This is a genomic window from Pseudophaeobacter sp. 1A16562, from assembly GCF_041008785.1.
In the GTDB taxonomy this organism is placed as follows: Bacteria; Pseudomonadota; Alphaproteobacteria; order Rhodobacterales; family Rhodobacteraceae; genus Phycobacter; species Phycobacter gallaeciensis_A.
In genome coordinates this window covers 162,401-186,414 of sequence record NZ_JAXGFT010000010.1, presented here as the reverse complement: position 1 = coordinate 186,414, position 24,014 = coordinate 162,401, and the positions used below count along the sequence as shown (strand labels likewise).

The 24,014-nt window shown below is 59.9% G+C and carries 23 protein-coding genes and 1 tRNA gene; 7 read left to right on the top strand and 17 right to left on the bottom strand.

Annotation, left to right across the window (positions count from 1 at the left end; genetic code table 11):
* Positions 1–140 precede the first annotated feature (140 nt).
* The 5 genes from tsf to SM764_RS15275 form a co-directional block, all read right to left on the bottom strand.
* Positions 141–1,016 (bottom strand): translation elongation factor Ts, encoded by an 876-nt coding sequence (tsf, locus tag SM764_RS15295; RefSeq protein WP_065270299.1) that lies wholly within the window; start codon positions 1,014–1,016, stop codon positions 141–143.
* A 78-nt stretch (positions 1,017–1,094) separates the two neighbouring features.
* A complete protein-coding gene (rpsB, locus tag SM764_RS15290; protein ID WP_065270300.1) occupies positions 1,095–1,862 on the bottom strand; it encodes a 30S ribosomal protein S2 in 768 nt (255 codons plus the stop codon).
* Between the two features lie 156 nt (positions 1,863–2,018).
* A complete protein-coding gene (gene olsA, locus SM764_RS15285) occupies positions 2,019–2,858 on the bottom strand; it encodes a lyso-ornithine lipid O-acyltransferase (RefSeq protein WP_369002175.1) in 840 nt (279 codons plus the stop codon).
* Between the two features lie 7 nt (positions 2,859–2,865).
* The gene (olsB, locus tag SM764_RS15280) at positions 2,866–3,624 is read right to left on the bottom strand and encodes an L-ornithine N(alpha)-acyltransferase (protein WP_369002174.1); all 759 of its coding nucleotides are present in this window, start codon (positions 3,622–3,624) and stop codon (positions 2,866–2,868) included.
* Between the two features lie 104 nt (positions 3,625–3,728).
* The gene (locus SM764_RS15275; RefSeq protein WP_065270303.1) at positions 3,729–3,911 is read right to left on the bottom strand and encodes a DUF3553 domain-containing protein; all 183 of its coding nucleotides are present in this window, start codon (positions 3,909–3,911) and stop codon (positions 3,729–3,731) included.
* 29 nt (positions 3,912–3,940) lie between these two features.
* Here SM764_RS15275 and SM764_RS15270 point away from each other — a divergent pair, with 29 nt between their 5' ends.
* Positions 3,941–4,537 carry a histidine phosphotransferase family protein gene (locus tag SM764_RS15270; RefSeq protein WP_369002173.1) on the top strand — a complete coding sequence of 199 codons (597 nt, stop codon included), beginning with the start codon at positions 3,941–3,943 and terminating at the stop codon, positions 4,535–4,537.
* 65 nt (positions 4,538–4,602) lie between these two features.
* Here the strand turns inward: SM764_RS15270 and SM764_RS15265 are convergent, their stop codons facing one another.
* From SM764_RS15265 to SM764_RS15235, 7 genes are all read right to left on the bottom strand, one after another.
* A complete protein-coding gene (locus tag SM764_RS15265) occupies positions 4,603–5,868 on the bottom strand; it encodes a glutamate-5-semialdehyde dehydrogenase (protein WP_369002188.1) in 1,266 nt (421 codons plus the stop codon).
* 73 nt (positions 5,869–5,941) lie between these two features.
* On the bottom strand, positions 5,942–7,048 hold the full coding sequence (gene proB, locus SM764_RS15260) for a glutamate 5-kinase (protein ID WP_065270306.1): 1,107 nt from the start codon (positions 7,046–7,048) through the stop codon (positions 5,942–5,944).
* Entirely contained in the window at positions 7,036–8,070 is a 1,035-nt protein-coding gene (gene obgE / locus SM764_RS15255; RefSeq protein WP_274839166.1) for a GTPase ObgE, read from the bottom strand. The genes proB and obgE overlap by 13 nt, the downstream gene beginning before the upstream one ends.
* Before the next feature lie 122 nt (positions 8,071–8,192).
* The gene (locus SM764_RS15250) at positions 8,193–8,729 is read right to left on the bottom strand and encodes a GNAT family N-acetyltransferase (protein WP_368996899.1); all 537 of its coding nucleotides are present in this window, start codon (positions 8,727–8,729) and stop codon (positions 8,193–8,195) included.
* 256 nt (positions 8,730–8,985) lie between these two features.
* A complete protein-coding gene (rpmA, locus tag SM764_RS15245) occupies positions 8,986–9,255 on the bottom strand; it encodes a 50S ribosomal protein L27 (RefSeq protein ID WP_065270309.1) in 270 nt (89 codons plus the stop codon).
* 11 nt (positions 9,256–9,266) lie between these two features.
* A complete protein-coding gene (locus tag SM764_RS15240; RefSeq protein ID WP_065270310.1) occupies positions 9,267–9,863 on the bottom strand; it encodes a 50S ribosomal protein L21 in 597 nt (198 codons plus the stop codon).
* A 263-nt stretch (positions 9,864–10,126) separates the two neighbouring features.
* On the bottom strand, positions 10,127–10,978 hold the full coding sequence (locus tag SM764_RS15235) for a DUF2059 domain-containing protein (protein ID WP_368946568.1): 852 nt from the start codon (positions 10,976–10,978) through the stop codon (positions 10,127–10,129).
* Positions 10,979–11,098: 120 nt separating this feature from the next.
* Between SM764_RS15235 and SM764_RS15230 the strand changes: the two genes are divergently transcribed.
* From SM764_RS15230 to SM764_RS15205, 6 genes are all read left to right on the top strand, one after another.
* Positions 11,099–11,188 (top strand) — tRNA-Ser (locus tag SM764_RS15230).
* Positions 11,189–11,531: 343 nt separating this feature from the next.
* Positions 11,532–13,799 (top strand): choice-of-anchor F family protein, encoded by a 2,268-nt coding sequence (locus SM764_RS15225; RefSeq protein ID WP_368946567.1) that lies wholly within the window; start codon positions 11,532–11,534, stop codon positions 13,797–13,799.
* 616 nt (positions 13,800–14,415) lie between these two features.
* Positions 14,416–15,975 carry an ABC transporter substrate-binding protein gene (locus tag SM764_RS15220; protein ID WP_274833622.1) on the top strand — a complete coding sequence of 520 codons (1,560 nt, stop codon included), beginning with the start codon at positions 14,416–14,418 and terminating at the stop codon, positions 15,973–15,975.
* Positions 15,976–16,025: 50 nt separating this feature from the next.
* A complete protein-coding gene (locus SM764_RS15215) occupies positions 16,026–16,994 on the top strand; it encodes an ABC transporter permease (protein WP_369002172.1) in 969 nt (322 codons plus the stop codon).
* Positions 16,994–17,929 (top strand): ABC transporter permease, encoded by a 936-nt coding sequence (locus SM764_RS15210; RefSeq protein WP_369002171.1) that lies wholly within the window; start codon positions 16,994–16,996, stop codon positions 17,927–17,929. Before SM764_RS15215 ends, SM764_RS15210 begins: the two co-directional genes overlap by 1 nt.
* On the top strand, positions 17,926–19,638 hold the full coding sequence (locus tag SM764_RS15205) for a dipeptide ABC transporter ATP-binding protein (protein WP_369002170.1): 1,713 nt from the start codon (positions 17,926–17,928) through the stop codon (positions 19,636–19,638). Before SM764_RS15210 ends, SM764_RS15205 begins: the two co-directional genes overlap by 4 nt.
* Before the next feature lie 49 nt (positions 19,639–19,687).
* On the opposite strand, the gene SM764_RS15200 is transcribed toward SM764_RS15205, so the two are convergent.
* From SM764_RS15200 to sufC, 5 genes are read right to left on the bottom strand one after another with little or no spacing between them, the layout of a single operon-like run.
* Positions 19,688–20,908: a cysteine desulfurase gene (locus SM764_RS15200; RefSeq protein ID WP_065270317.1), complete on the bottom strand. Its 1,221-nt coding sequence runs from the start codon at positions 20,906–20,908 to the stop codon at positions 19,688–19,690.
* Positions 20,901–21,485, bottom strand: coding sequence for a YIP1 family protein (locus SM764_RS15195; RefSeq protein ID WP_274834173.1), 585 nt, complete (start codon positions 21,483–21,485; stop codon positions 20,901–20,903). The genes SM764_RS15200 and SM764_RS15195 overlap by 8 nt, the downstream gene beginning before the upstream one ends.
* Positions 21,482–21,967 (bottom strand): YIP1 family protein, encoded by a 486-nt coding sequence (locus tag SM764_RS15190; protein WP_274834174.1) that lies wholly within the window; start codon positions 21,965–21,967, stop codon positions 21,482–21,484. The genes SM764_RS15195 and SM764_RS15190 overlap by 4 nt, the downstream gene beginning before the upstream one ends.
* Complete coding sequence (locus tag SM764_RS15185) at positions 21,967–23,247, bottom strand: SufB/SufD family protein (RefSeq protein WP_369002169.1); 1,281 nt, start codon at positions 23,245–23,247, stop codon at positions 21,967–21,969. Before SM764_RS15185 ends, SM764_RS15190 begins: the two co-directional genes overlap by 1 nt.
* Entirely contained in the window at positions 23,248–24,003 is a 756-nt protein-coding gene (gene sufC / locus SM764_RS15180; RefSeq protein WP_065270321.1) for a Fe-S cluster assembly ATPase SufC, read from the bottom strand.
* Positions 24,004–24,014 lie beyond the last annotated feature (11 nt).

The following is a 24,014-nucleotide window of genomic DNA, read 5'->3' as shown; positions in this document are numbered from 1 at the left end:
TCGCCCTGCCTGTTCGCCCTGGGCTGGCTCAGACGTTCCTCGAGCCGAGACACGATCCTCTAACCCATCAAAGTGCTCTAGAAACGCAAAAAAGGCCGGTAGGTTTCCCCACCGGCCCCTTAATAGTCTGTCTAGGCAGATTAGCCCTGAGCCGCTTTTGCGACTTCAGCTGCGAAATCTTCTTTTTCGACTTCGATGCCTTCACCAACCTCAACACGGATGAAACCGGTCACGGTGGCGCCAGCTTCCTTGGCAGCGGCTTCGACGGTCAGGTCGGGATTCACGACGAACTGCTGGTTCAGCAGTGTCGATTCCGCAACGAATTTCTTCATGCGGCCAACGATCATCTTCTCGATAACCTGCTCCGGCTTGCCGGATTCACGGGCGATGTCCATCTGAACCTGCTTCTCTTTCTCGACAACCGCCGGGTCCATATCAGCTTCGCTCAGGGCAGCGGGGTTAACCGCGGCGATGTGCATTGCAACCTGCTTGCCAAAGGCTTCGTCGCCACCGGTCATTGCAACCAGGACACCGATTTTGCCCATGCCGTCAGCGGCAGCGTTGTGCACGTAGGACACAACAGTTTCGCCTTCGATCTTGGCCATCCGGCGCAGGGTCATGTTTTCGCCGATGGTGGCGATCTTGTCGGTCAGGGTGTCAGCAACGGATTTACCACCCAGATCGGCCGCGTTCAGACCGTCGACGTCATCAACGTTCAGAGCTGCCTTGGCGATGCCGGCAACCATTTCCTGGAATTCGCCGTTCTTCGCAACGAAGTCGGTTTCCGAGTTCACTTCAACGGCGACGCCCTTGCCACCTTCGACGACGACAGCGACCAGGCCTTCGGCTGCGGTGCGGCCGGATTTCTTGGCGGCTTTGGCGAGACCTTTGGTACGCAGCCAGTCGACGGCCGCTTCCATGTCGCCATTGGTTTCGGTCAGCGCTTTTTTGGCGTCCATCATGCCGGCGCCGGTCGAGTCGCGCAGTTCTTTCACGAGTGCTGCTGTGATTGCCATGTTAGGCTCTCCTCAAATCGAAACGGAATTGGGGCAGGAAATACCCTGCCCCTGATGTCAAATCTGTGACAGGCAGGATCAGGCCTGAGCTTCCTCGGAAACAGCTTCCTCTTCGGGAGCTTCTTCCAGGGCGCCAAGGTCAACACCAGCTGCACCCAGCTGTGCGGACATGCCGTCCAGCGCAGCGCGGGCAACCAGATCGCAGTACAGAGCGATGGCGCGGGACGCGTCGTCGTTGCCGGGGATGATGTAGTCAACGCCATCGGGCGAGCAGTTGGTGTCGACGATTGCCACAACCGGGATACCCAGTTTCTTGGCTTCGGCGATGGCCAGCGCTTCTTTTTTCACGTCGATGACGAACAGCAGGTCCGGCACGCCGCCCATTTCGCGGATCCCGCCGAGCGAGGCCTGCAATTTGGTCTGGTCACGTTCCATGCCCAGGCGCTCTTTCTTGGTGAGGCCTTCAGCACCGGTTTCCATCTTCTCGTCGATTTCCTTCAGACGGTTGATCGACTGGGAAACGGTTTTCCAGTTGGTGAGCGTGCCGCCCAGCCAACGGTGGTTCATGTAGTACTGAGCCGACTTCTCTGCCGCGTCTGCAATCGGCTGAGCCGCCTGACGCTTGGTGCCGACGAACAGGATACGGCCGCCTTTTGCAACGGTGTCACGAACAACCTGCAGAGCCTGGTCCAGCATCGGAACGGTCTGGGTGAGGTCCATGATGTGAATGCCGTTGCGCGCGCCATAGATGAAGGGCGACATGCGCGGGTTCCAGCGCTGAGTCTGGTGGCCGAAGTGAACGCCAGCTTCGAGCAGCTGACGCATGGTGAACTCGGGAAGAGCCATGCTATCTTTTCCTTTTCCGGTTTAATCCTCGGCGGGGGTCTCAGAGCGGATGCTCCAACCGGCGGGCCGTTGGGGATGTCTCCCCCAAATCGGCCCAAACCCCGCCTGCGGGTTCGATGGCGCGCGTATAAGTCACCTTTGACAGGGGCGCAAGGCTTATTTCGCTGCCTCTGCCCGCAACTGCTCATGGCCTGCGCGCACTTGGGCCTCGCAGGCCGCCGCCAGATCTTTGCGATTTGCAAAATCAGCAACGCGTAGCGGCGGGTGGTACATCAGCTCAACCCGGCCTTGCCGGGTCGCAGCAAGGGTTTTCAGCAGATGCGGCCCAAACTCCATATCACCCCACCAGCCATAGAACCGGTCCGGCGCACCGCTGGGGGCGAAGAACACCACTGATACCGGCTGAACATGCATGAAATCGCGCAGATGGTCACTAAAGAACGCGGCGAAGAGTGTTGTTTTGAAAGGCAAAACCCTGAGGCCATCGGTCGAGGTGCCTTCAGGAAAGAACAACAGCTTGTGCCCGGCCTTCAGGCGCTCTTCGAACAGCAGGGTTTGCTCTTTGGCTTTCTTGGGGTTGCGGTCGATGAACACAGTTCCGGTCGCCCGCGCCAGCCAACCGATGCCGGGCCACCCTGCGACCTCGGCCTTGGAGACGAAATAAATCCGCTTGCGCGCGTTGAGCGCAAAAATATCCAGCCAGGACGTATGGTTGGCCACGACGGCCCCGCGCTGCTGCATGAGGGCGCCGGTGGTGGAAAACCCCATACCCAGCACGCGGAAGGCATTGCGGCAGACGAATTGGGTAATGAAAGGCGTCACGGGTCGGTGCAGCCCACACAGAGGATATTCGATCAGCCGTACCAGCAGCAGAACAAGCAGCCCGCCGAATACCAGCGTCCCAAGCACCAAGACCCTGACGCAGACCAGCATCCACCCGAGCGGACCGATCCGCACCGGATCAGGCGCCTCATCACTGTGCCAGACCGGGCTCATCGCAGGCTCACGCGCCCCCGCCGCCGGTATAGATCCGTTTCTGACGCGCGTTCATCCGCTCGGTATCCAGAACCAGACAGACGTCCGTGGTGTTGAATGTGTGGTCAACAAATGCGCCGTCGCCGACAAAACCGCCCAGACGCAGGTAGGCCTTGATCAGCGCTGGCATATCCACCATCGCCTTGCGCCGGTCCAGTTGCTGCGGATCAATCAGATCCATTGGCTGGTAAACGCGCGAACGCACCCGCAGATCCGGCGGCGCAAGATGGTTGTGATGCAGCATCGTCAAAGGGGCAGCCAGTTCCTGCGCGTCGGTACCGGGGAAGCTGGCGACGCCAAACAGAACCTCTATCTCATGCTCGGCAACGTATTGCGCCAGACCGTTCCATAGGTGGAACATCCCCGCGCCGCCGCGATACTCCGGGTGCAGGCAGGACCGGCCCAGTTCCAGCAACCTGCGGCCCGAGGATTTGAGCGGTGTCAGATCATACTCATCCTCGGAATAGAACTGCCCGACTTCTGCTGCGCGGTCGCTGGTCAGCAGGCGATAGACGCCCACCACCTGATCGCTGCTGGTGTCCGTCAGCAGCATATGATCGAAAAACGGGTCAAACCGATCACGTTCAAGCCCGGCCGCGTGATCGACAAGCTCCCCATCTCCGCCCAGTTCGGTCACAAAAACCTGATACCTCAGTGCCTGCGCCGCGCGCAGATCTTCTTCGGTCCGGGCCAGGCGCACAGAGAAGTCGGAAGGGGTGTCAGGCATCGGAATTCTCGGTGGTCGAAGCTGCTCTGCAGATAGCGTATCTGCTTTGAAACAGGCAAGAGTTTAACAAAACCGAAATGGGTTTATTAACTGGCCGTAAACCATTATGGCTCAAACACTGGAACAAGGGCCACTTGGCGTCCATCGAACACGAGCTTGCCCTGGTCCCGAAAATTGACGGTGATTTTGCCTGCGGCATTGGACTGTACCTGCCCGAGCCCCCATTCCGGGTGTTCCGGGTGTTTCACGTACATGCCCGGCGAAAGGATTGCATTGAGGTCAGTCATTTGAATTGGCCCAATTCGGAGGATATTACATGGCTGTAGATAATGAAGATCTGCCTGCATTGATAGGGTCGCGGATCTGCCACGATCTTATCAGCCCTATCGGCGCCATCAACAACGGCCTTGAACTGCTTGGAATGTCTGGCGAAGTTTCCGGTCCCGAGATGGAGCTGATTTCCGACAGCGTGACCAATGCCAATGCCCGCATCCGGTTTTTCCGCATTGCCTTTGGCGCCGCAGGTGATCAGCAGATGGGCCGCGCCGAGGTTGTTTCGGTTCTGGATGACGTCAGCAAGGGCGGGCGGCTCAGCTACCAATGGGCTCCTCTCGAAGGATCCAGCCGCAGTGAGGTCCGCATGGCCTTCCTTGCCGCGCTCTGCCTGGAAAGCGCCCTGCCCTATGGCGGTACCATCACCGTGCTTTGCGCGGATGGGCACTGGACCGTCATCGGCGAAGGTCCGAAACTGAATGTGGATGATGCGCTCTGGGCGCGCCTCAGCGATGACAACGCAGAGGTGAAGATCTCCCCCGCGCAGGTCCAGTTCGCGATGCTGCCCTACTCCGCAAAGCAGGCAGAGCGGGACTTGAAGGTCGAGCAGGCGCTGGAAAAGATCTCGATCTTCTTCTGATTTAAACGATTTTTAGAATAGAAAACGCCACCCCAGCGGGTGGCGTTTTGCGTTTCATTTGGACCTCAGGCGCGCGTGGTTCCGTCGCCGCGCACCAGATATTTGAAACTGGTCAGCTGCGCCGCGCCCACCGGGCCACGGGCGTGCATCTTGCCGGTTGCGATACCGATTTCCGCGCCCATGCCGAACTCACCACCATCGGCAAACTGGGTCGAGGCATTGTGCATCAGAATGGCACTGTCGAGTTCGGCAAAGAACTGATCCACAGCCGCCTCATCCTCGGTCAGGATGCAATCGGTGTGCTGGGAATGATGCGCCCGGATATAGGCGATCGCCTCGTCGATATCGGCGACCTGACGGGCCGAGATGATGGCGTCCAGATGCTCTTTACCCCAATCCTCGGCCGTGGCGACAACCATGTTCCCGGGGCCAGGCAGACCTTCCTCAGCGTGGATTTCGACGCCAGCTGTAGCCAAGGCAGTCAGGACATCCTTGCCGATGGTTTCGGCGATATCCTGATGGATCAGCAGACATTCGGCGGCGCCGCAGATCCCGGTGCGCCGGGTTTTCGCGTTCAGCACCACGTCCAGCGCCTTTTGCGGGTCGGCGGATTTGTCGAGATAGATATGCACGATGCCTTCGAGATGGGCAAAGACCGGCACCCGCGCTTCGCGCTGCACCAGCCCAACCAGCCCTTTGCCGCCGCGGGGCACGATCACGTCGACATAATCGGTCATGGTCAGCAATTCCTGCACCGCCGCGCGGTCACGGGTCGGCACCAACTGCACCGCGGTTTCCGGCAGATCCGCCGCCTTCAGCCCTTCGGCAAGGCAGGCATGGATGGCGCGCGCCGAATGGAAGCTTTCGGAGCCGCCGCGCAGGATCACCGCATTGCCGGACTTCAGGCACAGCGCGCCGGCATCCGCTGTCACATTGGGACGGCTTTCATAGATCACTCCGATCACGCCCAGAGGCGTCCGGACCCGCTGAATCCGAAGGCCCGAGGGCTGCGTCCATTCCTCCAGCACCTCACCCACCGGATCACTCTGACCTGCCACGGCGCGCAGACCATCGACGATGCCCTGAATACGCGCCTCATCCAGCATCAGCCGGTCCATCATGGCCGGCGAAAGCCCTTTGGAGCGCCCGAACTCCATATCCTTTTCATTGGCGGCAATGATCTGGTCACGCTGCTGCCAGACCGCATCTGCTGCGGCCAGAAGGGCCTTTTCCTTGCGTTCGGCACTGGCTGTGGCTAGTTTTTCCGCAGCTTTCCTTGCATTTTTGCCAAGCTCAGCCATCAGAGCCTGAATATCATCGGTGTCTTTCATCGGTATCATGCCTTTGACGTCCTCGGGTCACAGACTACTGCGAACCGCGAGGGAAATTCCATATAGAAGAAGATCAGAAGGCGATGTCGTCCCGGTGGATCAATGCAGCCCGGCCCGGATAGCCCAGCGTCGCTTCGATCTCGGCCGACTGGCGCCCCTGAATGGCGCGGGCCTCGTCACCGGTATAGCGCGACAAGCCCTGCCCCAGTTTGCGCCCGTCTGGGCCGAGGATGGCCAGCGGTTCCCCGCGACCAAAGTCCCCCTCTACATAGCGCACCCCGGCAGGCAGCAGGCTGTTGCCGTTCATCAGGGCGTTGGCGGCCCCTTCGTCGATCGTGATCACGCCGCGCGTCTTCATCGCTGCGATCCAGCGTTTGCGCGCGGCTTGCGGATCGCCCTGCGCCACGAACCAGGTGCAGGGAACACCGTCTTCCAGCGCTTTCAGCGGGTTAAGGGCCGAACCTTCAGTGATCACCATGGCGCAACCGGCCGCCGTGGCCATCTTGGCCGCCATCAATTTGGTTATCATGCCACCTTTGGACAGGCCCGACACCCCGTCGCCGGCCATGGCTTCGATCTCGGGTGTGATCTCTTCGATCCGGTCGAACCGGCGGGCCTCGGGATCGATCGCGGGGTTGGCGCTGTAGAACCCATCGACATCCGACAACAGGACCAGCGTATCTGCCCCGACGGTTACAGCGACCTGCGCCGCCAGCCTGTCGTTGTCGCCATAACGGATCTCGTCGGTGGCGATGGTGTCATTCTCGTTGACGATGGGCACCGCGCCCAGACCAATCAGGGTTTCCAGCGTCGCCCGGGAATTCAGGTACCTGCGCCGGTCCGAACTGTCCTCCAGCGTGACCAGCACCTGCGCGGTGGTGATCCCATGCGGTGCCAGCGCTTCCTCATAGGCACGAGCAAGGCGGATCTGGCCCACGGCAGCAGCAGCCTGCGATTGCTCCAGCGGCAATTCGCGGCGCGGCAGATCGAGCACCCCGCGCCCCAGCGCGATCGAGCCGGAGGAAACAATCACCACATCCTTGCCCAGCGATTTCAGCCAGGCCACGTCATTGGCAAGGGAATGCAGCCAGCCAGAGCGCAGCTGACCGCTGGCTCGGTCTACCAACAGCGCCGAGCCGATCTTGATGACGATGCGCCGGGCGTCGCTCAGGGCTGCCACGTCTCTTCCTCTTCCTCGGGTTTCAGACGCAGGCGATCCTCTTTGATCTGGCTGCGAAGGGTGCGCAGCACGTCGGTCAACCCGTGGCGGCTGACGCCAGACATCAGATGCACCGGCCCGCCGACGGCCGCCTCGAGGGCGGCATGCGCCTCGGCGCGCTCCTCGTCATCCAGCGCGTCCACCTTGTTCAGCGCAGTAATCCGGGGCTTTTCCGCCAACTCGCCGCCATAGGCTTCGAGCTCTCCAACGATGGTATGGTAATCCTCAACCAGCGTTTCCGAGGTGCCGTCCACCAGATGCAGCAGCACCGCACAGCGTTCCACATGGCCCAGGAACCGGTCACCGATCCCGCGTCCTTCATGGGCGCCTTCGATCAGGCCCGGAATATCGGCAACCACGAATTCAGCGTTATCAACACCCACCACGCCAAGGTTCGGATGCAGGGTGGTAAAGGGGTAATCGGCGATCTTGGGCCGCGCATTGGAGGTCGCCGACAGGAAGGTCGATTTGCCTGCATTCGGCATCCCCAGCAGACCGGCATCCGCGATCAGTTTCAGTCGCAGCCAGATGGTGCGCTCGACGCCTTCCTGACCGGGGTTCGCCCGGCGCGGCGCCTGGTTCACCGAGGTTTTGAAATGCAGGTTGCCAAAGCCGCCATTGCCGCCCTTGGCCAGCAGCACACGTTGACCGAGTTCGGTCATATCCGCCAGTACGGTCTCTTCATCCTCATCCAGAATTTCGGTGCCGACCGGCACCCGCAGGATGATATCATCGCCATCCTTGCCGGTGCGCTGACGCCCCATACCGGACTGGCCGTTCTTGGCAAAGAAGTGTTGCTGATAGCGAAAATCGATCAGGGTGTTGAGCCCGTCCACGGCCTCAACCCAGACCGAACCGCCCTTGCCACCGTCGCCGCCATCGGGGCCACCGTGTTCGATGTATTTCTCACGCCGGAAGCTGATACACCCGTTCCCGCCTGCGCCGGAGCGAATATAGACCTTTGCCAGATCGAGGAATTTCATGTCAGCTCCTTCGTGCAGATCGCCAGGCGGCGGCTCTGCAGCTTTCGATTGTGGACAGGGGCATTGAGCACCCCATGCCATGGTTTTGCGATTGGCTTATCCCATTGGGGAAGGGCCGCCAATCACTGTTTTCGGCTGTAGGTCCAGGTCGGCACGGTCGCGTCCCGGGCCACGCAGAAAGTCTCTGCATCACCAAGATATTCGAACCCGCAATGGATCAGGACCCGGGCCGAGGCCGGATTGTCCTGAAACACCGAGGCAAACATCGCTGCATTGCCCAAGGGATTGGCCTGCACCAGCGCCTCAAGCGCCTCGGAAGCCAGACCGGTGTTCCAGAACGCCGGTGCGATCCAGAAGCCAACTTCGGACTGGTTGCGGTCCATCCGCTTCAGCCCAATCACACCCTTCAGCTCATCTCCGCCCGACGGGGTGCCGTCGATGGCCCAGATGTCCTCCTCGCGGTCCGGCGCCATGGCGCGGGCCACATAGGCCTCGACAGCGCCGGGGGGCAGCGGATGCGGGATCGAGGTGGTCATCCGCGCCACCCGTTCATCCCCCGCGTAATGCGCGATCAGACCCGCGTCCGATTTGCGCAGCGGACGCAGCAAAAACCGCTCTGTCTCGATGACCGGTTGCTGGTCTGTCTGATCCAAACTCATTGCCTTGCTCCTCCTCAAAAGACCAATCGTCGATCGGCGACCGGTACGGCCTTTCCGGGAAAGCACCAAGATAGGTGCTGATCTGCCTGACGCCAGCCCCGGGCTGCAAATTCGTCCGGTTGGGAGCGTTTCCTTCCGGGACCACCCCGGAGCACCCTGCCCGTCGGACATCATTTGCGGATTACTGGTTAAAACGAAAAAGGGGACCGGCTCTATCACCGATCCCCTAAATATTTTTTGCCACTTCGGGTTCGGCTTACTCAGCGGCCTCCGCCACTGGGAGAACCGAAATAAAGGTACGGCCTTTAAGGCCCTTGTGGAAGGTCACAGCACCGTCGGTGGTTGCAAAGATGGTGTGATCTTTGCCCAGACCAACGCCTTCGCCCGGCCAAAACTTGGTGCCGCGCTGACGTACGATGATGTTGCCTGCGATGGCCGCCTGGCCACCATACAGTTTCACGCCAAGGCGGCGACCGGCTGAGTCGCGGCCGTTACGGGAGGAACCGCCAGCTTTCTTATGTGCCATTGTCTATCTCCTTAGCCTTTAGCCAGATCTTTGGCTTGCTCAACCCATTCGGGCTTCACTTTGATGGCGTCGATAGCAGCAATATCGTCTGCCGACAAGGCCGCGATCTGTGCGAAGCTGGTCAGGCCAGCGTCGTTCAGCTTGGTTGCGGCGGCAGGGCCGACACCGGTCAGCTTGGTCAGATCGTCGGAACCGGCAGCAGCGGGTGCCGCGGCTTTCTTGGCGGCCGGAGCAGCAGCGGCAGGTGCGGTTGCGCCTTTGCCGGTTGCAGCTTTTACGCCGGATTTGTCCGCGCCCGACGCCAGGATGTCGGTGATCTTGACCAGAGTCAGCTTCTGACGGTGGCCTTTGGTGCGCTTGGACGAGTGCTTACGACGACGCTTGACGAAATGGATCAGCTTTTCGCCTTTGATCTGATCGATCACTTCGGCCTGAACCGCAGCACCGTCAACAAAGGGAGCGCCGACCACGGGGGCGTCGCCACCGAGCATCAGAACATCGTTGAACTGGATTTTTTCGCCAGCATCTGCAGCAAGTTTCTCAACGCGGAGCACGTCGCCCGCCTGAACCTTGTACTGCTTGCCGCCAGTCTTGAGGACCGCAAACATGTGCGTCTTTCCTTTTTCAACCGCGTCCTTCGGCCCCTGAACTTCAGGTGTTTCGGCATTTGGTGTTTAAACCTTTGCCGCCTCGAACAGCGCGACCCTTGTATGGGCCGTATTACAAATAGACCCGGCACAGAGATTCCGGGCCGGGATGGGCGCTTTTTATCCAGAAAGTGGCTCATGTCAACCACTGATTGCCGCCCCGATACATGTCGTGCGCCGGGCCGGAGGGAAAAGGGTGACAGGGCCGCCCGGAACTGGCGCGCCTAGATGTCTTCGCCCTGCCCCAACCCCTTCATCTGGTAGGCCAGCGCCTCGAACCGGTTGGCAGTGATCTCATACTGTACTGCATTCAGCAACTCATAGACCTCTTGCATCAGCGGCGTCTCCAGCGCCCGTACATAAGAACGGACCTCTTCATCGGAAAAATCCTGATAGGCATAGGCGGATGAAGCCATGCTGGAGGCCCTAAGCGCCATCCGCATGCCCGGCGCCTGCTCCTGCTGCCAGGCCCGCAAACCGTCGGCATCCAATTGGAGATCAATCACCCCGGCGGCACTGGCCGCCATCAGGAACCGGAACTGGATCTGCTGGATTGCTTTGACACCCGTATCTGCGGCATCAACCGCCTTGGTCATGCGCTGAAGGAGCGCCAGCCTGTCAGCCCCGTCCTGAACCAGATCAGCTATGATACGCTGCCCGGCGATTTGCTTGGTCTCGTCATCCTCAACCATATGGGCGGCATTTTCGGCTGCGACCAACCGTTGCCCCAGATCGCTGGCGTAAAAGGCTGCCGCGTGATCCAGCGCCGCGTCGTCCAGCGTTTCAACAAGAATATCCAGCGCCAGCGCCCGCATCCGGTCTGTATCAAAGACACGGGCGGCCAGACGGGTCCACTCCTGCCCAAAATCCCCGGCCTCAAGCCCGAGCATCTCAGGCGCGCTTTCGGCGGAGAGTGCAATACTGTCCAGCGCCACGTCGAATCCAGTGACCTCAAGAAAAGCGGTCACTTCAGCACGGTCAGCGGCCCTGGCCGGAGACAGAAGCCCGGATGCAAAGACGCCAATGAACAGCGCAGAACAAAGCGACGCCAGCGGTTTTAGAAGAGAATGTGTCATACCCACGAATCTATGGGAAATTGTCTGACAGACAATGAAAAATCGACTTTCCCTCAAGAAGTTGAAAATCCCCCCTTGCGCCCATCAGAATTCAACATTAAACCGCCGCTCACCCCCCGCGGAGAGGTGCCGGAGTGGTCGAACGGGGCGGTCTCGAAAACCGTTGTTCCTTCACGGGAACCCAGGGTTCGAATCCCTGTCTCTCCGCCATTAATTCCCTGATTTGCGACTGTAACACGAAATAGTCAGGGATTGATGATGACCCAGGCAATATGTTTCCATTTCCAAAAGCTGTCATACGCTGACGGTATCCGCGCATACCAGACAGGCTATTGGCTGTTCTGCAACACTTCAGTGGCGAAGTAGTGCCACAGAACCCCGGGCCAGAGTATATCCATTTGGGGGCATCACCATTGTTGTGATGTAGCAACGTTCGCGCGGTCTTACTGGCTGCCCGGTTGACACATATCAATATTCGAATTCATTGTCCGTGCCAGTTGTTACACTGAAGTTTGCATACTTCAAAATTGAGAATCGACGGGGCATGCTCAAAATGAGATCCATCAATAATTTCTGGAAGCTGGGGACGGTTGCTCCTGCGGCGTTGCTGATACTGACTGCAGGTGCGGCGTCCGCCGATATACTGCCTGATGATCCTCTCATCGCAACCAGCGGCGACGGCCTGATCTTCGCGGATCCGGATGAGGGTATCGACCCTCCCGGGGTGAAGGCGGTGACCTTTACCCGCACGCGGGTGCCGGATGGATCTGGCGGGTTCACCTACGTGGACCCATTCGAGCAAATCATCACGGACTTCTCCAACTTGACCTCTCGGGGAGATGTGACCAACTGTCTGATGGCCAGCCAGGACGGCGTCTATTGCGACTCCGCAGGCGGTTCGGGCAAACGTGTCAAAACGCAGCTGACCGGTCCTTCGCCTTTCGACATGCGCATCCGGACCGTTGCCAGCGCAACGTACCCGACCGTCGATTACTTCACTTTCGGTAAGACCTCCAACTTCACCGGCGCCCGGATGACCGGCTTCTCTCTTCAGCTCTTGGATGCCAATGGCAATGCGATGGGCACCCTTGCCCCGTCGGACGCTGTTCTGTTCAATCTCAACGCGACGGATATCGGCATTGGCGCACGGCTGCCAGACGGGCTGTTCGGGGCCGGCGGGCAAGAAGGCGAAATCGGCTTTTTCTCAAGCAGCCGGGCATCACTGGCCTCGACCACTAGCGTTGACGCACTGACCTTCGGCGCCTTGAGCAACACAGAATATTTGGCCAATTTCGGCGACTCCTTCATCGACAACACGATGACGCCGGACGGGCTATTCTGGGACGATAACAATGATCCGACCGACGAGTCGGCTCTGGTGGCATGGAACGATCTCTCCAACGGCGGCTGGACGTATGGCACGCTGGATACCGCTGCCAACATCGACGCGCGCCTGACTGAACTGGCGACAGCACTGGGCGTCAGCGTGGCAGACCTCGGCTATGTTGACGGTGGTCTGGTGCCCGCGGACATCGTCGCCGCGGCGCAGGCCAATGGTCTGTTTGCGGTGGACGAGATCGAAGATCTGCGCAATGCAAACCTGAATTTCACGGTAACGGTGGGCAGCATCGATGACGGTGAGTTCACATTGCGCATTGCACCTCAATTCGCGCCGATCGTTGCCAATGCCACCTCGGCCTACGAGTTCAAGCTTGCCGGATATCTGGATGGGGCCGCCAATGTGCCCTACCTGGATCTGGGCAATGCTGCGACCTATCAGACGGCGATTGCCGACATGCTGGCCATGACCGCCGCTCAGCGCAGCATTGCACTGACCAGCACCGGCTACAGCTTTGCGCCGGCTTTCGCCAACCTTGGCTTTGAAGTATCCCGCGGGCAGGTCGATGCGATCTTTGCCATTCCGTCGCAAAGCGTGACCGGCACCGAGGGTAGCGTCACCCGCAACAGCAGCTTTGACACCTGGCACATGGGAGAAGGCTGGACCGGGTTGTTCTCGCTGAACGGCAGTCAGGCCACTTATGATCCCACAGCAACCTCGGTCGGCTATGATGTGGATATTGCATCGCTGTCGATCGGCCTTGAGAAACAGCTGAACGCAAACACCGCCTGGGGTGCCGTCCTGGGGGTCGCCGACGGCAGCGCAGACGCGCAGAACGGCCTGGGCGGGGTGGACTCCAGCAGTGTTTCGTTGACGGCCTATGGCCGCTTCGGGTTCGGCAATGGCGGCATGATCAAGGCCTTGGTCGGCTATCAGGACAGCTCATACGACTCGAGCCGCAATGTGCTTGGGCAGACAGCAACGGGCAGCACCGATGGCACGCAGGTCTTTGGCGCCTTGCAAGCCGAGTACATGCAGGAGGTTGGTGCGTTGCGTTGGGGGCCGCTGGCCTCGGTCGAATACTATGACATGTCCGTTGACGCCTTTAACGAAACCGGCGCCGGCGCCTGGAACCTGAACGTCGATGGCCTGTCCAGCGACATCGTTCTCGGGTCGGTCGGTTTCCGCGGTGAATACGATGTTGCCGGGTCCCAGGGGCTCACCACTCTTACCGGTGGCCTGGAATACACCTTTGCATCGGGCAGTGACTTCGCCGTACGCAGCGGGTTTATCGGTCTTCCGGGCGCCACACTGCCGGTCCAGGGGCTTGATGACGACTGGGTTGACGTCAAGCTGGGCTTTGAAACGCAGCTGGCGTCCAGCGCATCCAGCGGGTCTGTTTTCTATGGCGGATACACTGGGTCGATTGGTAGTGACTACGAGAGCCACAGACTGCAAGTCGGCCTGAACTACGAATTCTAAACGTCGCCCTTTCGGCAAAGCGCGGGCCTGACGCCTTTCCGGTGTCAGGCCCGTTTTCATTGATGTTTCTGGCCTGAAGGCATGCTGTTGCACCCCGGGCGGCGTGGGCTGCAGTAGCTCCCCCAAATTAGGCAGTCAGGTCCGCTGTCACATCACCGCCAGTGACCACGCTACGACACCCCCTGGAGTGAAGCAGACAGACTGGCGCGGTCAGCCGCCATGTCGATCCCCAGTCGAATCCCCCGGGTTACTGCCCCCTTTTCTCCACCTCAGGAAAGGGTGAGCAGCCATTTCTGCGGCCACTGCCGCGGGACACACCTCCCTGTTTCCGGGCGTCGACCACGCACGAATGCTGCGCCTCAAAACCTTGCAACCTCAACTTAAGTATGGACAGCATACCTCTGTATTCATTTAATAATAAACTGCTCAATGTTTGAGCTCTCCCGCCTCAACCTAGCCGCGTTGGGCCCAAAACACGCAACAGGCTTGATCGGTGAAGCATTAGCCGCCAACATGATCCGAAATGCATTCCAAAAGGAGAATACCGCTACGTATGACAGTTTGAGCTCACCGCCGGGACAGGTTGGGAGTTCGGTAATGCAACAGGGAGATCAAAATGAAATTCACAAGACTATTTACCGTCTCGCTTCTGGCGATGACGGCGGCAAGCCCCGCGCTGGCCGAGAATGTCCTGCGTTGGACAAGCCAGGGCGACGCTCTGACCATGGACCCCCATTCGCAAAACGAAGGCCCCACAATCGCGATGAACGGGCAGATCTATGAATCGCTCGTTACCCGCGATGCAGACCTTACCCTGCAACCTGAACTCGCCGAAAGCTGGGAAGCCGGATCAGATGGCTGGACCTTCAAGCTGCGCGAGGGAGTGAAATTCCATGATGGCGCGGATTTCACCGCTGAAGACGTGGTGTTTTCCTTCGAACGCGCCAACCACGAAGCCTCCGACTACAAAGAGCAGGCCAAGAACGTGACCTCGGTTGAGGTCATTGACGATTACACCGTCAAGCTGATGACCGATGGCCCGAACCCGATCCTGCCGAACCAGTTGACCTCGATCTATATGATGGACAAGGGCTGGTCAGAGGCGAACAACGTCACCGCCCCGCAGGACTTCAAGGCCAAGGAAGAGACCTATGCGGTGCGCAATGCCAATGGCACCGGCCCGTTTTCGCTGGTCAGCCGCGCCCCGGATGAGTTGACGGTGCTGGAGCGCAACGCCGCCTGGTGGGGCAATGATATGTTCCCCGGCAATATCGACAAGATCGAATATCGGCCGATTTCCAATGCCGCGACTCGCGTTGCTGCGCTGCTGTCGGGTGAGGTCGACTTCGTGCTGGATCCGCCCTTGCAGGATCTCAAACGTATCGAGGCCGCCGATGGGCTCGGCGTCAAAACCGTGGCCCAGATCCGCTCGATCTTCTTCGGCATGGATCAGGGTGTCGACAAGCTGCGCAGCTCGGATGTGGATGGAAATCCGTTCAAGGACAAGCGGGTACGCGAAGCCTTTAATCTGGCCATCGACAAGGCCGCGATCCAGCGCGTCGTCATGGAAGGCCTGTCCTTCCCGACCGGTATGATCACCCCGCCGGGTGTTCTGGGCAATACGCCGGACAACGACGCTTCCTACGGCTTTGATCCGGAAAAAGCGAAATCCCTGCTAACCGAGGCTGGCTATCCCGATGGCTTCTCGATCCAGCTGGACTGCCCCAACAACCGCTACAACAACGATGAGAAGATCTGTCAGGCGGCCGTGGCGATGCTGGCCAAGATTGGCGTGAAGGTGAACCTCGACGCGATTCCGAAGGCGCAGCACTTCCCCAAGATCCAGAAGCGTGAATCGGATTTCTACATGCTGGGCTGGGGTGTTCCGACGCTCGACAGCCACTATGTCTTCTCCTACCTGCTGGATGGCGAAGGGTCCTGGAACGCGACCGGCTATGACAACGCTCGCGTGAACGAGATCACTGACGCAATCACCACCGAGATCGACATCGACAAGCGCACCGCGCTGATTGATGAGGCCTGGGATCTGGTGAAGGCCGACATTCCCTATGTGCCGATCCACCACCAGGTTCTGGCATGGGGCATCTCGGACAAGGTCGATATCGCGATCGCGGCGGATGATGCCTTCCGTCCCCGTTTCGCGGTCATGAAGTAAATTGAGTCACGGGGCGGGCCTGGCGTCCGCCCCTATGCTCCGGGGGCTCAATGACATTCTTTATCCTCAAACGGCTGGCGCAGTCCTTGCTTGTCATGGCTGTCGTCTCGGCCATCAGTTTTTCCCTGTTCAACTTCGTCGGCGATCCGGTCAACAATATGGTCGGACAGGATGCCACGCGCGAACAGCGGATCGAAATCCGTCAGCAGCTGGGGCTCGATGACCCCATCCTGACGCAGTACACCCGCTTCATGGGGAATATCCTCAGCGGCGATTTCGGCCTCAGCTACCGGATCAAGCGCCCCGTGGATGAGTTGATCCTGGAGCGGTTACCCGCGACGCTAGAGCTGGTTTTTGTAAGTGCAATCATAGCCTTGGCGGCTGGAATTACACTGGGTGTCTATACCGGTATCCGGCGCAAATCCTGGGTCAGCCGGGTCATCCTGTCGACATCGCTGATCGGGGTCAGTCTGCCAACCTTCATCATTGGCATCGCGCTGATCTATGTCTTTGCCGTGCATCTGCGCTGGCTGCCGTCCTCGGGGCGCAGCGGTACAGTGGACCTTGGCTGGTGGAAGACATCACTGCTGACCAGCGATGGCTGGCGCGCCATCGTCCTGCCCGCGATTACCCTGTCGCTGTTTCAGCTGACGTTGATCCTGCGTCTGGTGCGGGCCGAGATGATGGAGGTCATGCGCACCGATTTCATCAAGTTCGCCCGCGCCCGTGGCCTGTCTGAACGGGCGGTGAACTTTCGTCACGCGCTGCGCAACACGCTGGTTCCGGTGATCACCATCATCGGCCTAAATATCGGCGGGCTGATCGCCTTTTCGGTGATCACCGAGACCGTGTTTCAATGGCCCGGCACCGGCCTGATGTTCATCCAGGCCGTCGATTTCGTCGATGTGCCGATCATGGCCGCTTACCTTGTCTTCGTGGCGCTGCTGTTCGTCCTGATTAATCTGATCGTCGACATTCTTTATTTCGTCGTCGATCCACGTATCCGTCTGGGGTCCTGATGAGCCTTCCAATCGATCGCCCGGCCACCCGCTGGGAGCGTTTCAAGGACAATGACATCGTCTGGTCCTTTTTCCATTCACCGGGGGCGGTGATTGCCGCCGTGATCACGGTTCTGATGATCCTGGCCTGCGTTTTTGCCCCTGTTCTCGCGCCATTTGATCCCTTTGATCCGGCGCAAATCTCGCTTTGGGATGGCAAGCTGCCCCCCGCCTGGGCCGAAGGCGGGCAACCGCAATACCTGCTGGGCACCGACAACCAAGGCCGCGACATGCTGTCGACGATCCTTTACGGTGGGCGCCTGTCGATCATCGTGGGGCTGGCTGCGGTCTGCCTTGGCATGGTGTTGGGCGTCACGCTGGGGGTGATTTCCGGCTATGTCGGCGGCGTCACCGATGCGGTAATCATGCGTATCGCCGATGTACAGCTGACCATTCCCGGCATTCTGCTGGCGATCCTGATCAACGGCATCGGCCGCGCCGTACTGCCACTGGAGCTGCGCGACGAATTCGCCATCTACGTTGTGATTATCGCCATTGGCCTGACCGACTGGCCGCAATTCGCCCGCGTCGCCCGCGGCGCCACATTGGTCGAGGCGAACAAGGAATACGTTCAGGCGGCGCGCATCATCGGCCTGCCCCGCTGGCTGATCATGATCCGTCACATCTTTCCCAACACCCTGCGCCCGGTTCTGGTGATCGCGACCATTGGCCTTGCCCTCGCGATCATTTCAGAGGCGACCCTGTCTTTCCTTGGACAGGGCATCCCGCCCACCACGCCGTCGCTTGGCACCCTGATCCGGGTTGGCAACGAATACCTCTTCTCCGGTCTGTGGTGGATCACCTTCTTTCCCGCAATCGCACTGGTCGTTCTGGTCTTTGCAGTGAACCTGCTTGGCGACTGGATGCGTGATGCCCTCAATCCGAAACTGAGATGACAGAACTTTTGAAAATCGAAGGGCTCGATGTCGAGTTCCCTACCCGCCGCGGCACGGTCAAGGCGGCGCGCAATGTGTCGCTGACCGTGAAGCCGGGCGAAGTCGTCGGTCTGGTCGGGGAATCCGGCGCCGGTAAATCCACCATTGGCAATGCCATCATCGACCTCTTGGAGGCGCCTGGGCGCGTTGCGGGCGGCTCGATCCTGTTTCAGGGCGAAGAGCTGCGTGGGCGCGACGAGGACGAGATGCGCCGGATCCGGGGCGACCGGATCGGGATGATCTTCCAGGATCCACAAACCTCGCTCAATCCCCTGATGACCATCGGCGCGCAGCTGGTTGAAACGATTGAAAAAACCACAGGGTTGAAGGATGCCAAGGCCGAAGCCCGTGCGGTGGAACTACTGGAACAGGTCGGCATTACCGAGGCCAAGGCACGGCTGCGCGCCTATCCGCACCAGTTTTCGGGCGGCATGCGTCAGCGGGTGGTCATTGCCCTTGCCCTTGCCGGCGATCCCGATCTGATCATCGCGGATGAGCCGACAACCGCGCTTGATGTCTCGATCCAGGCTCAGATCCTTGATCTGCTGAAACGGCTTTGCCGGGAGCGCAATCTGGGCGTCATCATCGTAACCCATGACATTGGTGTCATTGCCAATATCGCCGATCGGGTCGTGGTAATGTACCGCGGCGAAGTGGTGGAGACCGGTGATGTCGCGCAGATCCTTTGCGCCCCCAATCACGAATACACCCGATCCCTGATCGCCGCTGTTCCGCGCGCCGACCGCAAGCTGGAGCGGTTCACCTCGGTCGATTACATCGAAGGCGACAACAAACCCTTTAGCCGGATCGACATTCAGAACCATTGGCTGGGACAGGCCCGCAGTGACCGTCAGGAAAGCGCCGCCGTGGAGGTGCAAAACCTCAACCTGTCCTTCGTGCTGCAAAAATCGCTGTTCAAAGGGAACCGGCGCATGCTGAGGGCCGTGAATGAGGCGACATTCTCGGTCGCCGAAGGGGAAACCTTTGGCATCGTTGGGGAATCCGGCTCAGGAAAGTCCACCATTGCGCGGCTGATCGCGGGGCTTTATCGCCCGGATTCCGGTTCCATCCGGGTGCTGGGCCAAGATGTCAGCTCGCACCCCAACAGCGCCCCGGCGCAGCAGGCCCGCCGGGCGCTGCAAATGATATTCCAAGACCCCTATTCCTCGCTCAATGCGCGGATGCGGGTGTTCGATATCGTGGCCGAGCCAATCCGTTATCACCGGATGACCGACAGCGACAGGGAAACCCGCAGGGTGGTTGGCGATCTTCTGGATCATGTCGGGTTGGGCGCCGCCGCCGGGCTGCGCTATCCGCATGAGTTTTCAGGCGGTCAGCGGCAGCGTATCTCAATCGCCCGGGCGCTGGCGTCGCGCCCGCGAATCCTGATCTGTGATGAGCCGACATCGGCGCTGGATGTCTCGGTGCAGGCAACAATCCTGAACCTTCTCAAAGACTTGCAAGAGGAACTGGGCCTGACCATGATTTTCATCAGTCACGATCTACCGGTGATCCGTCAGATGTGCGACAGGATTGCGGTAATGCGGAACGGCCAGATCTGCGAAATCGCGGAGGCAGAAACTCTTTTCGAGGCCCCCGCGCATGAGTATTCGCGACACCTGCTGGATCTGATGCCCCGCATGGATCTGCTGGGCGGCGCGACGGCATAAGTCGACTCGGTTCCCGGCTCCGATCACCCGGGGCCGGGAACGCGATGTTTTATGAGAACAACTCGTGCGCCAGTTCCAGCGCATCGACCAGCGTGTCGACCTCTTCCCTTGTGTTATACATTCCAAAGGACGCACGGCAGGTCGCCGCCACACCAAGGTGATCCATCAGCGGCGCTGCGCAGTGTTGCCCGGCCCGGACAGCAACGCCCTTCTTGTCGAGAATGGTCGAAATATCATGAGGATGCGCGGCATTGTTCATAGTCAAGCTGAAGATCGCCGCCTTGCCCGGTGCCTGCCCCTGAACACTGATCCAGTTGAGGCCGTTCAGCCGCTCTGACGCGTAATTGCACAGATCGCGTTCATGGGCGGCGATGTTCTCCATGCCGATACCCATCATGTATTCCAGCGCAACACCCAACCCGATGGTCTGCACGATACCCGGCGTGCCGGCTTCGAACTTCATCGGCGGATCGTTGTAGGTGACCGTATCGCGCGTGACTTCGCGGATCATGTCGCCCCCGCCGATGAAGGGACGCATTTCCGCCATCCGTTCGGGGCGGATATAGATCGCCCCCGATCCCGAGGGGCCATAAAGCTTGTGCCCGGTGATGGCATAGAAATCGCAGCCGATATCCTGCACATCGACTGGCATGTGCACGGCGCCTTGTGAACCATCGACCAGAACCGGAACACCCTTGGCGTGGGCGCCTTCGGTCACCGCCTTAACATCCACCACGGTCCCCAACACGTTCGAACATTGGGTGATGGCAACCAGTTTAGTTTTCGGACCGATGGCATCAATCACAGCCTGCGGATCAAGGCTGCCGTCCGGCGCGGTATCCACCCATTTCAGAACGGCGCCTTGCCGTTCGCGCAGGAAATGCCAAGGCACGATATTGGCGTGATGCTCCATCACCGACAGAACGATCTCATCCCCCGGTTCAAACCGCGGCATCGCCCAGCTGTATGCCACCAGATTGATACCCTCGGTGGTGCCAGAGTTCAGCACGATTGTGTTCTCATCACCTGCGTTCAGGAACCGGGAAATGACACCCCGCACGGATTCATACTTCTCGGTCGCCAGGTTAGACAGGAAGTGCAAGCCTCTGTGAACATTGGCGTATTCTTCCGAGTACGCCCGTGTGATCGCATCGATCACCACCTGCGGCTTCTGCGCCGAGGCGCCGTTGTCCAGATAGGTCAACGGCTTGCCGTTCACCTGCCGGGACAGGATCGGGAAATCGGATCGGATCGTGTTGACGTCATACATAAGCGGGCAGTCCCAGTTTGGCTGGGCCAAGAAGACCCAAAACGAATGTCAGAGTAAAGAGGGCCAGAAGGCTCGCCATCACCAGCACGCCAAAGGCGCGCCACAGGGAATTGAACCTATGCGCCTCATTCACGAAATGCAGGAGCACGTAAATCAAAAACACGTTAACCAGCAGGCTCAGCAACGCGCCGATACCGGCGGAGAGCAGCGTCACCACGATCACCACGGCCTGAATGCCAACACGGACCAGTTGCAGCCAGATCATCACCGGAAGAACTTGGGCAAAGCCACCCTGCCCACCGATCAGTCGACCACAAAAGGTCACCGCCACGGAAAAGACCACGAGAAGCCCGGCAGAAAGCCCCACCAGCGCGGTCGGCGACATATTGAGAAACGCCAGTTCCTGCGCCACCGGAAACAGCCACAGCATCAGCGCATGGGTCAGCGCATTCAGCACGGCCACAAGCAAGAGACCGGTCCAGACCGCCTCGCCCCGCCACTGCTGGGCAAGAACGATCTCGGCCGCTTTGGCCGGGCTACGCAGGGTCAGCAGTGCAAGGTTCAAGAACGGGGTCATGTGCGGGTCCAATAGGCTTCGATCATGCCGGACAGCCAGAACCACAGCACAACCGCCAGCCAGAGCAATCCAACACTGTTGAGCGCCGGACCAGGTCCGATGAACCCGGCAACCAATCCGTTCAGCAGCAAAAGCGGGCTGGAGGCCAGAAGCGTCCAGAACAGGACCAGACGAGAGCGATAAGCCTCACCCTGCCCGCCCAGCATACGCGCCAGAAGATGCAGCACGAAAGACATGGCATAAAGCGCCAGTGGCGCCATGAAGACCAGTCCCAGAAGTGCGCCGCCCAGCAGCATGTTCAGTTCTTGCCCTGTCAGATGGGCCTCACGCGCAAGCCGGGGCATCTGCGCCACGAATGCCATGGCGCAGCCAAACATCACAAAGGCCAACAACCGGTCTTCGCGGTGGCCCATAGACAGGAGCCGCGCAATTACACGGCGCGGCCCCCGGTATGTGGCGACAATGTCAGTTGTCACAGCCATCAGCGGCGCCGCGACAACCAGCCTTCGAGACGCGCGACGATTGCCTCGGCGATCGTGTCGTCCTCGATTTCGTCGACGGCCTCGGCCAGGAACGCAAGCGTCAACAGGTCGGTCGCATCACCTTCCGGCACCCCACGCGAACGCAGATAGAACAGCGCATCCTCGTCAATCGCGCCAGACGTGGAACCGTGCGAGCAGGCCACGTCATCGGCGTAGATCTCCAGCTCGGGCTTGGCGAGGAACTGGCTGTCGTCATCCAGCAGCAGCGATTGGCTGATCTGATAGCCATCGGTTTTCTGTGCGCCTTCCTTGACCAGGATCTTGCCCTGGAACACACCGGTTGCCCCGTTGCGCAGAACCTTCTTGAAGACCTGACGACTTTCGCAATTCACCGCGTCATGGGTGATGAACACGGTGTCATCGTGATGGAAGTCGCCATCACCGGCGCAGGCGCCCGCGATATGCGCAATCGCATCGTCGCCGGTCAGCTCGATCACCGCCTCGTTACGGGTCAGCACGCCGTTGACGGTGAGGGTAAAGGCCTTGAGCTGCGATTCCGTACCGAGCCGGGCAAACAGATGCGTGGCCGCGCGGCGTTCGTGATCACGGCCCTGCGAACGCACCAGATGCAGCTTTCCGGTGTCGGCAATGTCAATCTCCATGCATTTATTGAACCGCGCCGCCGCCGGACCATTTTCCAGGATCGTCGCTTCGGCGCCGGCATCCACAAGAATGACGTGGTGCAGGATTGCATCCGAACCGGTCTCGGTGTGGCGATAGACCATGTTGATCGGCTTGGAAGGGGTGCCGGTCACGTGGATCGCCAGACCATCCTCGGCAAAGGCCGTATTCAGCGCCGCAAGCGGGCGAGCAACCGGGGATTGGCCGCGTGCCTCAAGAACACCGTACAAGTCCTTGGCCCAGTGTATATCTTTTCCACAGATATCGGCGATCCGGTCGATTTGAACGCCTTCGAGCGCCAGATCATCCGAGGCCTCGGCGTCAAAGACGCCATCGACAAAGACCACCTTCAGGCTGTCGAATTCATCGAACATCGGCGGCTCGCCCGCGTCAAAGACGGCGGCAGGCATCACCTCGGCCGAGGTCAGCGTCTCAGGGCGGGTGTATTTCCAGTACTCATCGCGGCGACCAGGCAGACCCAGCGTTTGCACGCGGGACAGCGCAGCGCGGCGTGCCGGTTCCAGGCAGCCACCCTCGGGCAGCGTCAGCGCGGCGAGCCGCGCATCCGTAGCTGTTTGTTTTACCTCGGGAAGCGCCATTTACGCCACCTCTGCCAGGATGTCGGCATAACCGTTGTTTTCCACCTCAAGCGCCAGCTCGGGGCCGCCGGTTTTGATGATGCGGCCATTGGCCATGATGTGCACCACATCCGGTTTGATGTGATCCAGCAGGCGCTGGTAGTGGGTGATCACCAGGAAACCACGACCTTCGTCACGCAGCGCGTTGACGCCATCAGCCACCAGCTTCATCGCGTCGACGTCGAGCCCGGAGTCAGTTTCATCGAGAATGCACATCTTGGGGCCCAGCATCGCCATCTGCAGGATCTCGTTGCGCTTCTTCTCACCGCCGGAGAAACCGACGTTGACCGGACGTTTCAGCATGTCGGCGTCGATCTTCAGATCCTTGGCCTTAGCGCGGACTTCTTTCAGGAAATCAGCAGCGGAGAGTTCGTCCTCGCCGCGCGCCTTGCGCTGCGCGTTCACGGCGGTGCGCAGGAAGGTCATGTTGCCGACGCCGGGGATTTCGACCGGATACTGGAACGCCAGGAACAGGCCAGCTGCCGCGCGCTCTTCCGGCTCCAGATCCAGCAGATCTTCACCCTCCAGCGTCGCCGTGCCGCCCGTTACCTCATAGCCGTCCTTACCGGACAGAACATAGGACAGGGTCGATTTACCCGACCCGTTCGGTCCCATGATCGCGTGTACCTTGCCAGCCTCGACCGTCAGGTCCACACCTTTGAGGATCTGCTTATCCTCTTCTTCAAGTTTGACTTGCAGGTTTTTGATTTCCAGCATGATTTCCTCGT

Coding starts and splice junctions, on each gene's coding strand:
- SM764_RS15275 (WP_065270303.1), bottom strand. CDS start 3,911: ATGACTGACCTCAATGCAATCCTTTCGCCGGGCATGTACGTGAAACAC.
- SM764_RS15205 (WP_369002170.1), top strand. CDS start 17,926: ATGACAGAACTTTTGAAAATCGAAGGGCTCGATGTCGAGTTCCCTACC.
- olsA (WP_369002175.1), bottom strand. CDS start 2,858: ATGAGCCCGGTCTGGCACAGTGATGAGGCGCCTGATCCGGTGCGGATC.
- olsB (WP_369002174.1), bottom strand. CDS start 3,624: ATGCCTGACACCCCTTCCGACTTCTCTGTGCGCCTGGCCCGGACCGAA.
- tsf (WP_065270299.1), bottom strand. CDS start 1,016: ATGGCAATCACAGCAGCACTCGTGAAAGAACTGCGCGACTCGACCGGC.
- SM764_RS15240 (WP_065270310.1), bottom strand. CDS start 9,863: ATGTTTGCGGTCCTCAAGACTGGCGGCAAGCAGTACAAGGTTCAGGCG.
- SM764_RS15215 (WP_369002172.1), top strand. CDS start 16,026: ATGACATTCTTTATCCTCAAACGGCTGGCGCAGTCCTTGCTTGTCATG.
- SM764_RS15195 (WP_274834173.1), bottom strand. CDS start 21,485: ATGACCCCGTTCTTGAACCTTGCACTGCTGACCCTGCGTAGCCCGGCC.
- SM764_RS15210 (WP_369002171.1), top strand. CDS start 16,994: ATGAGCCTTCCAATCGATCGCCCGGCCACCCGCTGGGAGCGTTTCAAG.
- SM764_RS15185 (WP_369002169.1), bottom strand. CDS start 23,247: ATGGCGCTTCCCGAGGTAAAACAAACAGCTACGGATGCGCGGCTCGCC.
- SM764_RS15270 (WP_369002173.1), top strand. CDS start 3,941: ATGGCTGTAGATAATGAAGATCTGCCTGCATTGATAGGGTCGCGGATC.
- sufC (WP_065270321.1), bottom strand. CDS start 24,003: ATGCTGGAAATCAAAAACCTGCAAGTCAAACTTGAAGAAGAGGATAAG.
- SM764_RS15265 (WP_369002188.1), bottom strand. CDS start 5,868: ATGAAAGACACCGATGATATTCAGGCTCTGATGGCTGAGCTTGGCAAA.
- SM764_RS15250 (WP_368996899.1), bottom strand. CDS start 8,729: ATGAGTTTGGATCAGACAGACCAGCAACCGGTCATCGAGACAGAGCGG.
- SM764_RS15220 (WP_274833622.1), top strand. CDS start 14,416: ATGAAATTCACAAGACTATTTACCGTCTCGCTTCTGGCGATGACGGCG.
- SM764_RS15225 (WP_368946567.1), top strand. CDS start 11,532: ATGAGATCCATCAATAATTTCTGGAAGCTGGGGACGGTTGCTCCTGCG.
- SM764_RS15190 (WP_274834174.1), bottom strand. CDS start 21,967: ATGGCTGTGACAACTGACATTGTCGCCACATACCGGGGGCCGCGCCGT.
- SM764_RS15235 (WP_368946568.1), bottom strand. CDS start 10,978: ATGACACATTCTCTTCTAAAACCGCTGGCGTCGCTTTGTTCTGCGCTG.
- rpmA (WP_065270309.1), bottom strand. CDS start 9,255: ATGGCACATAAGAAAGCTGGCGGTTCCTCCCGTAACGGCCGCGACTCA.
- rpsB (WP_065270300.1), bottom strand. CDS start 1,862: ATGGCTCTTCCCGAGTTCACCATGCGTCAGCTGCTCGAAGCTGGCGTT.
- SM764_RS15200 (WP_065270317.1), bottom strand. CDS start 20,908: ATGTATGACGTCAACACGATCCGATCCGATTTCCCGATCCTGTCCCGG.
- obgE (WP_274839166.1), bottom strand. CDS start 8,070: ATGAAATTCCTCGATCTGGCAAAGGTCTATATTCGCTCCGGCGCAGGC.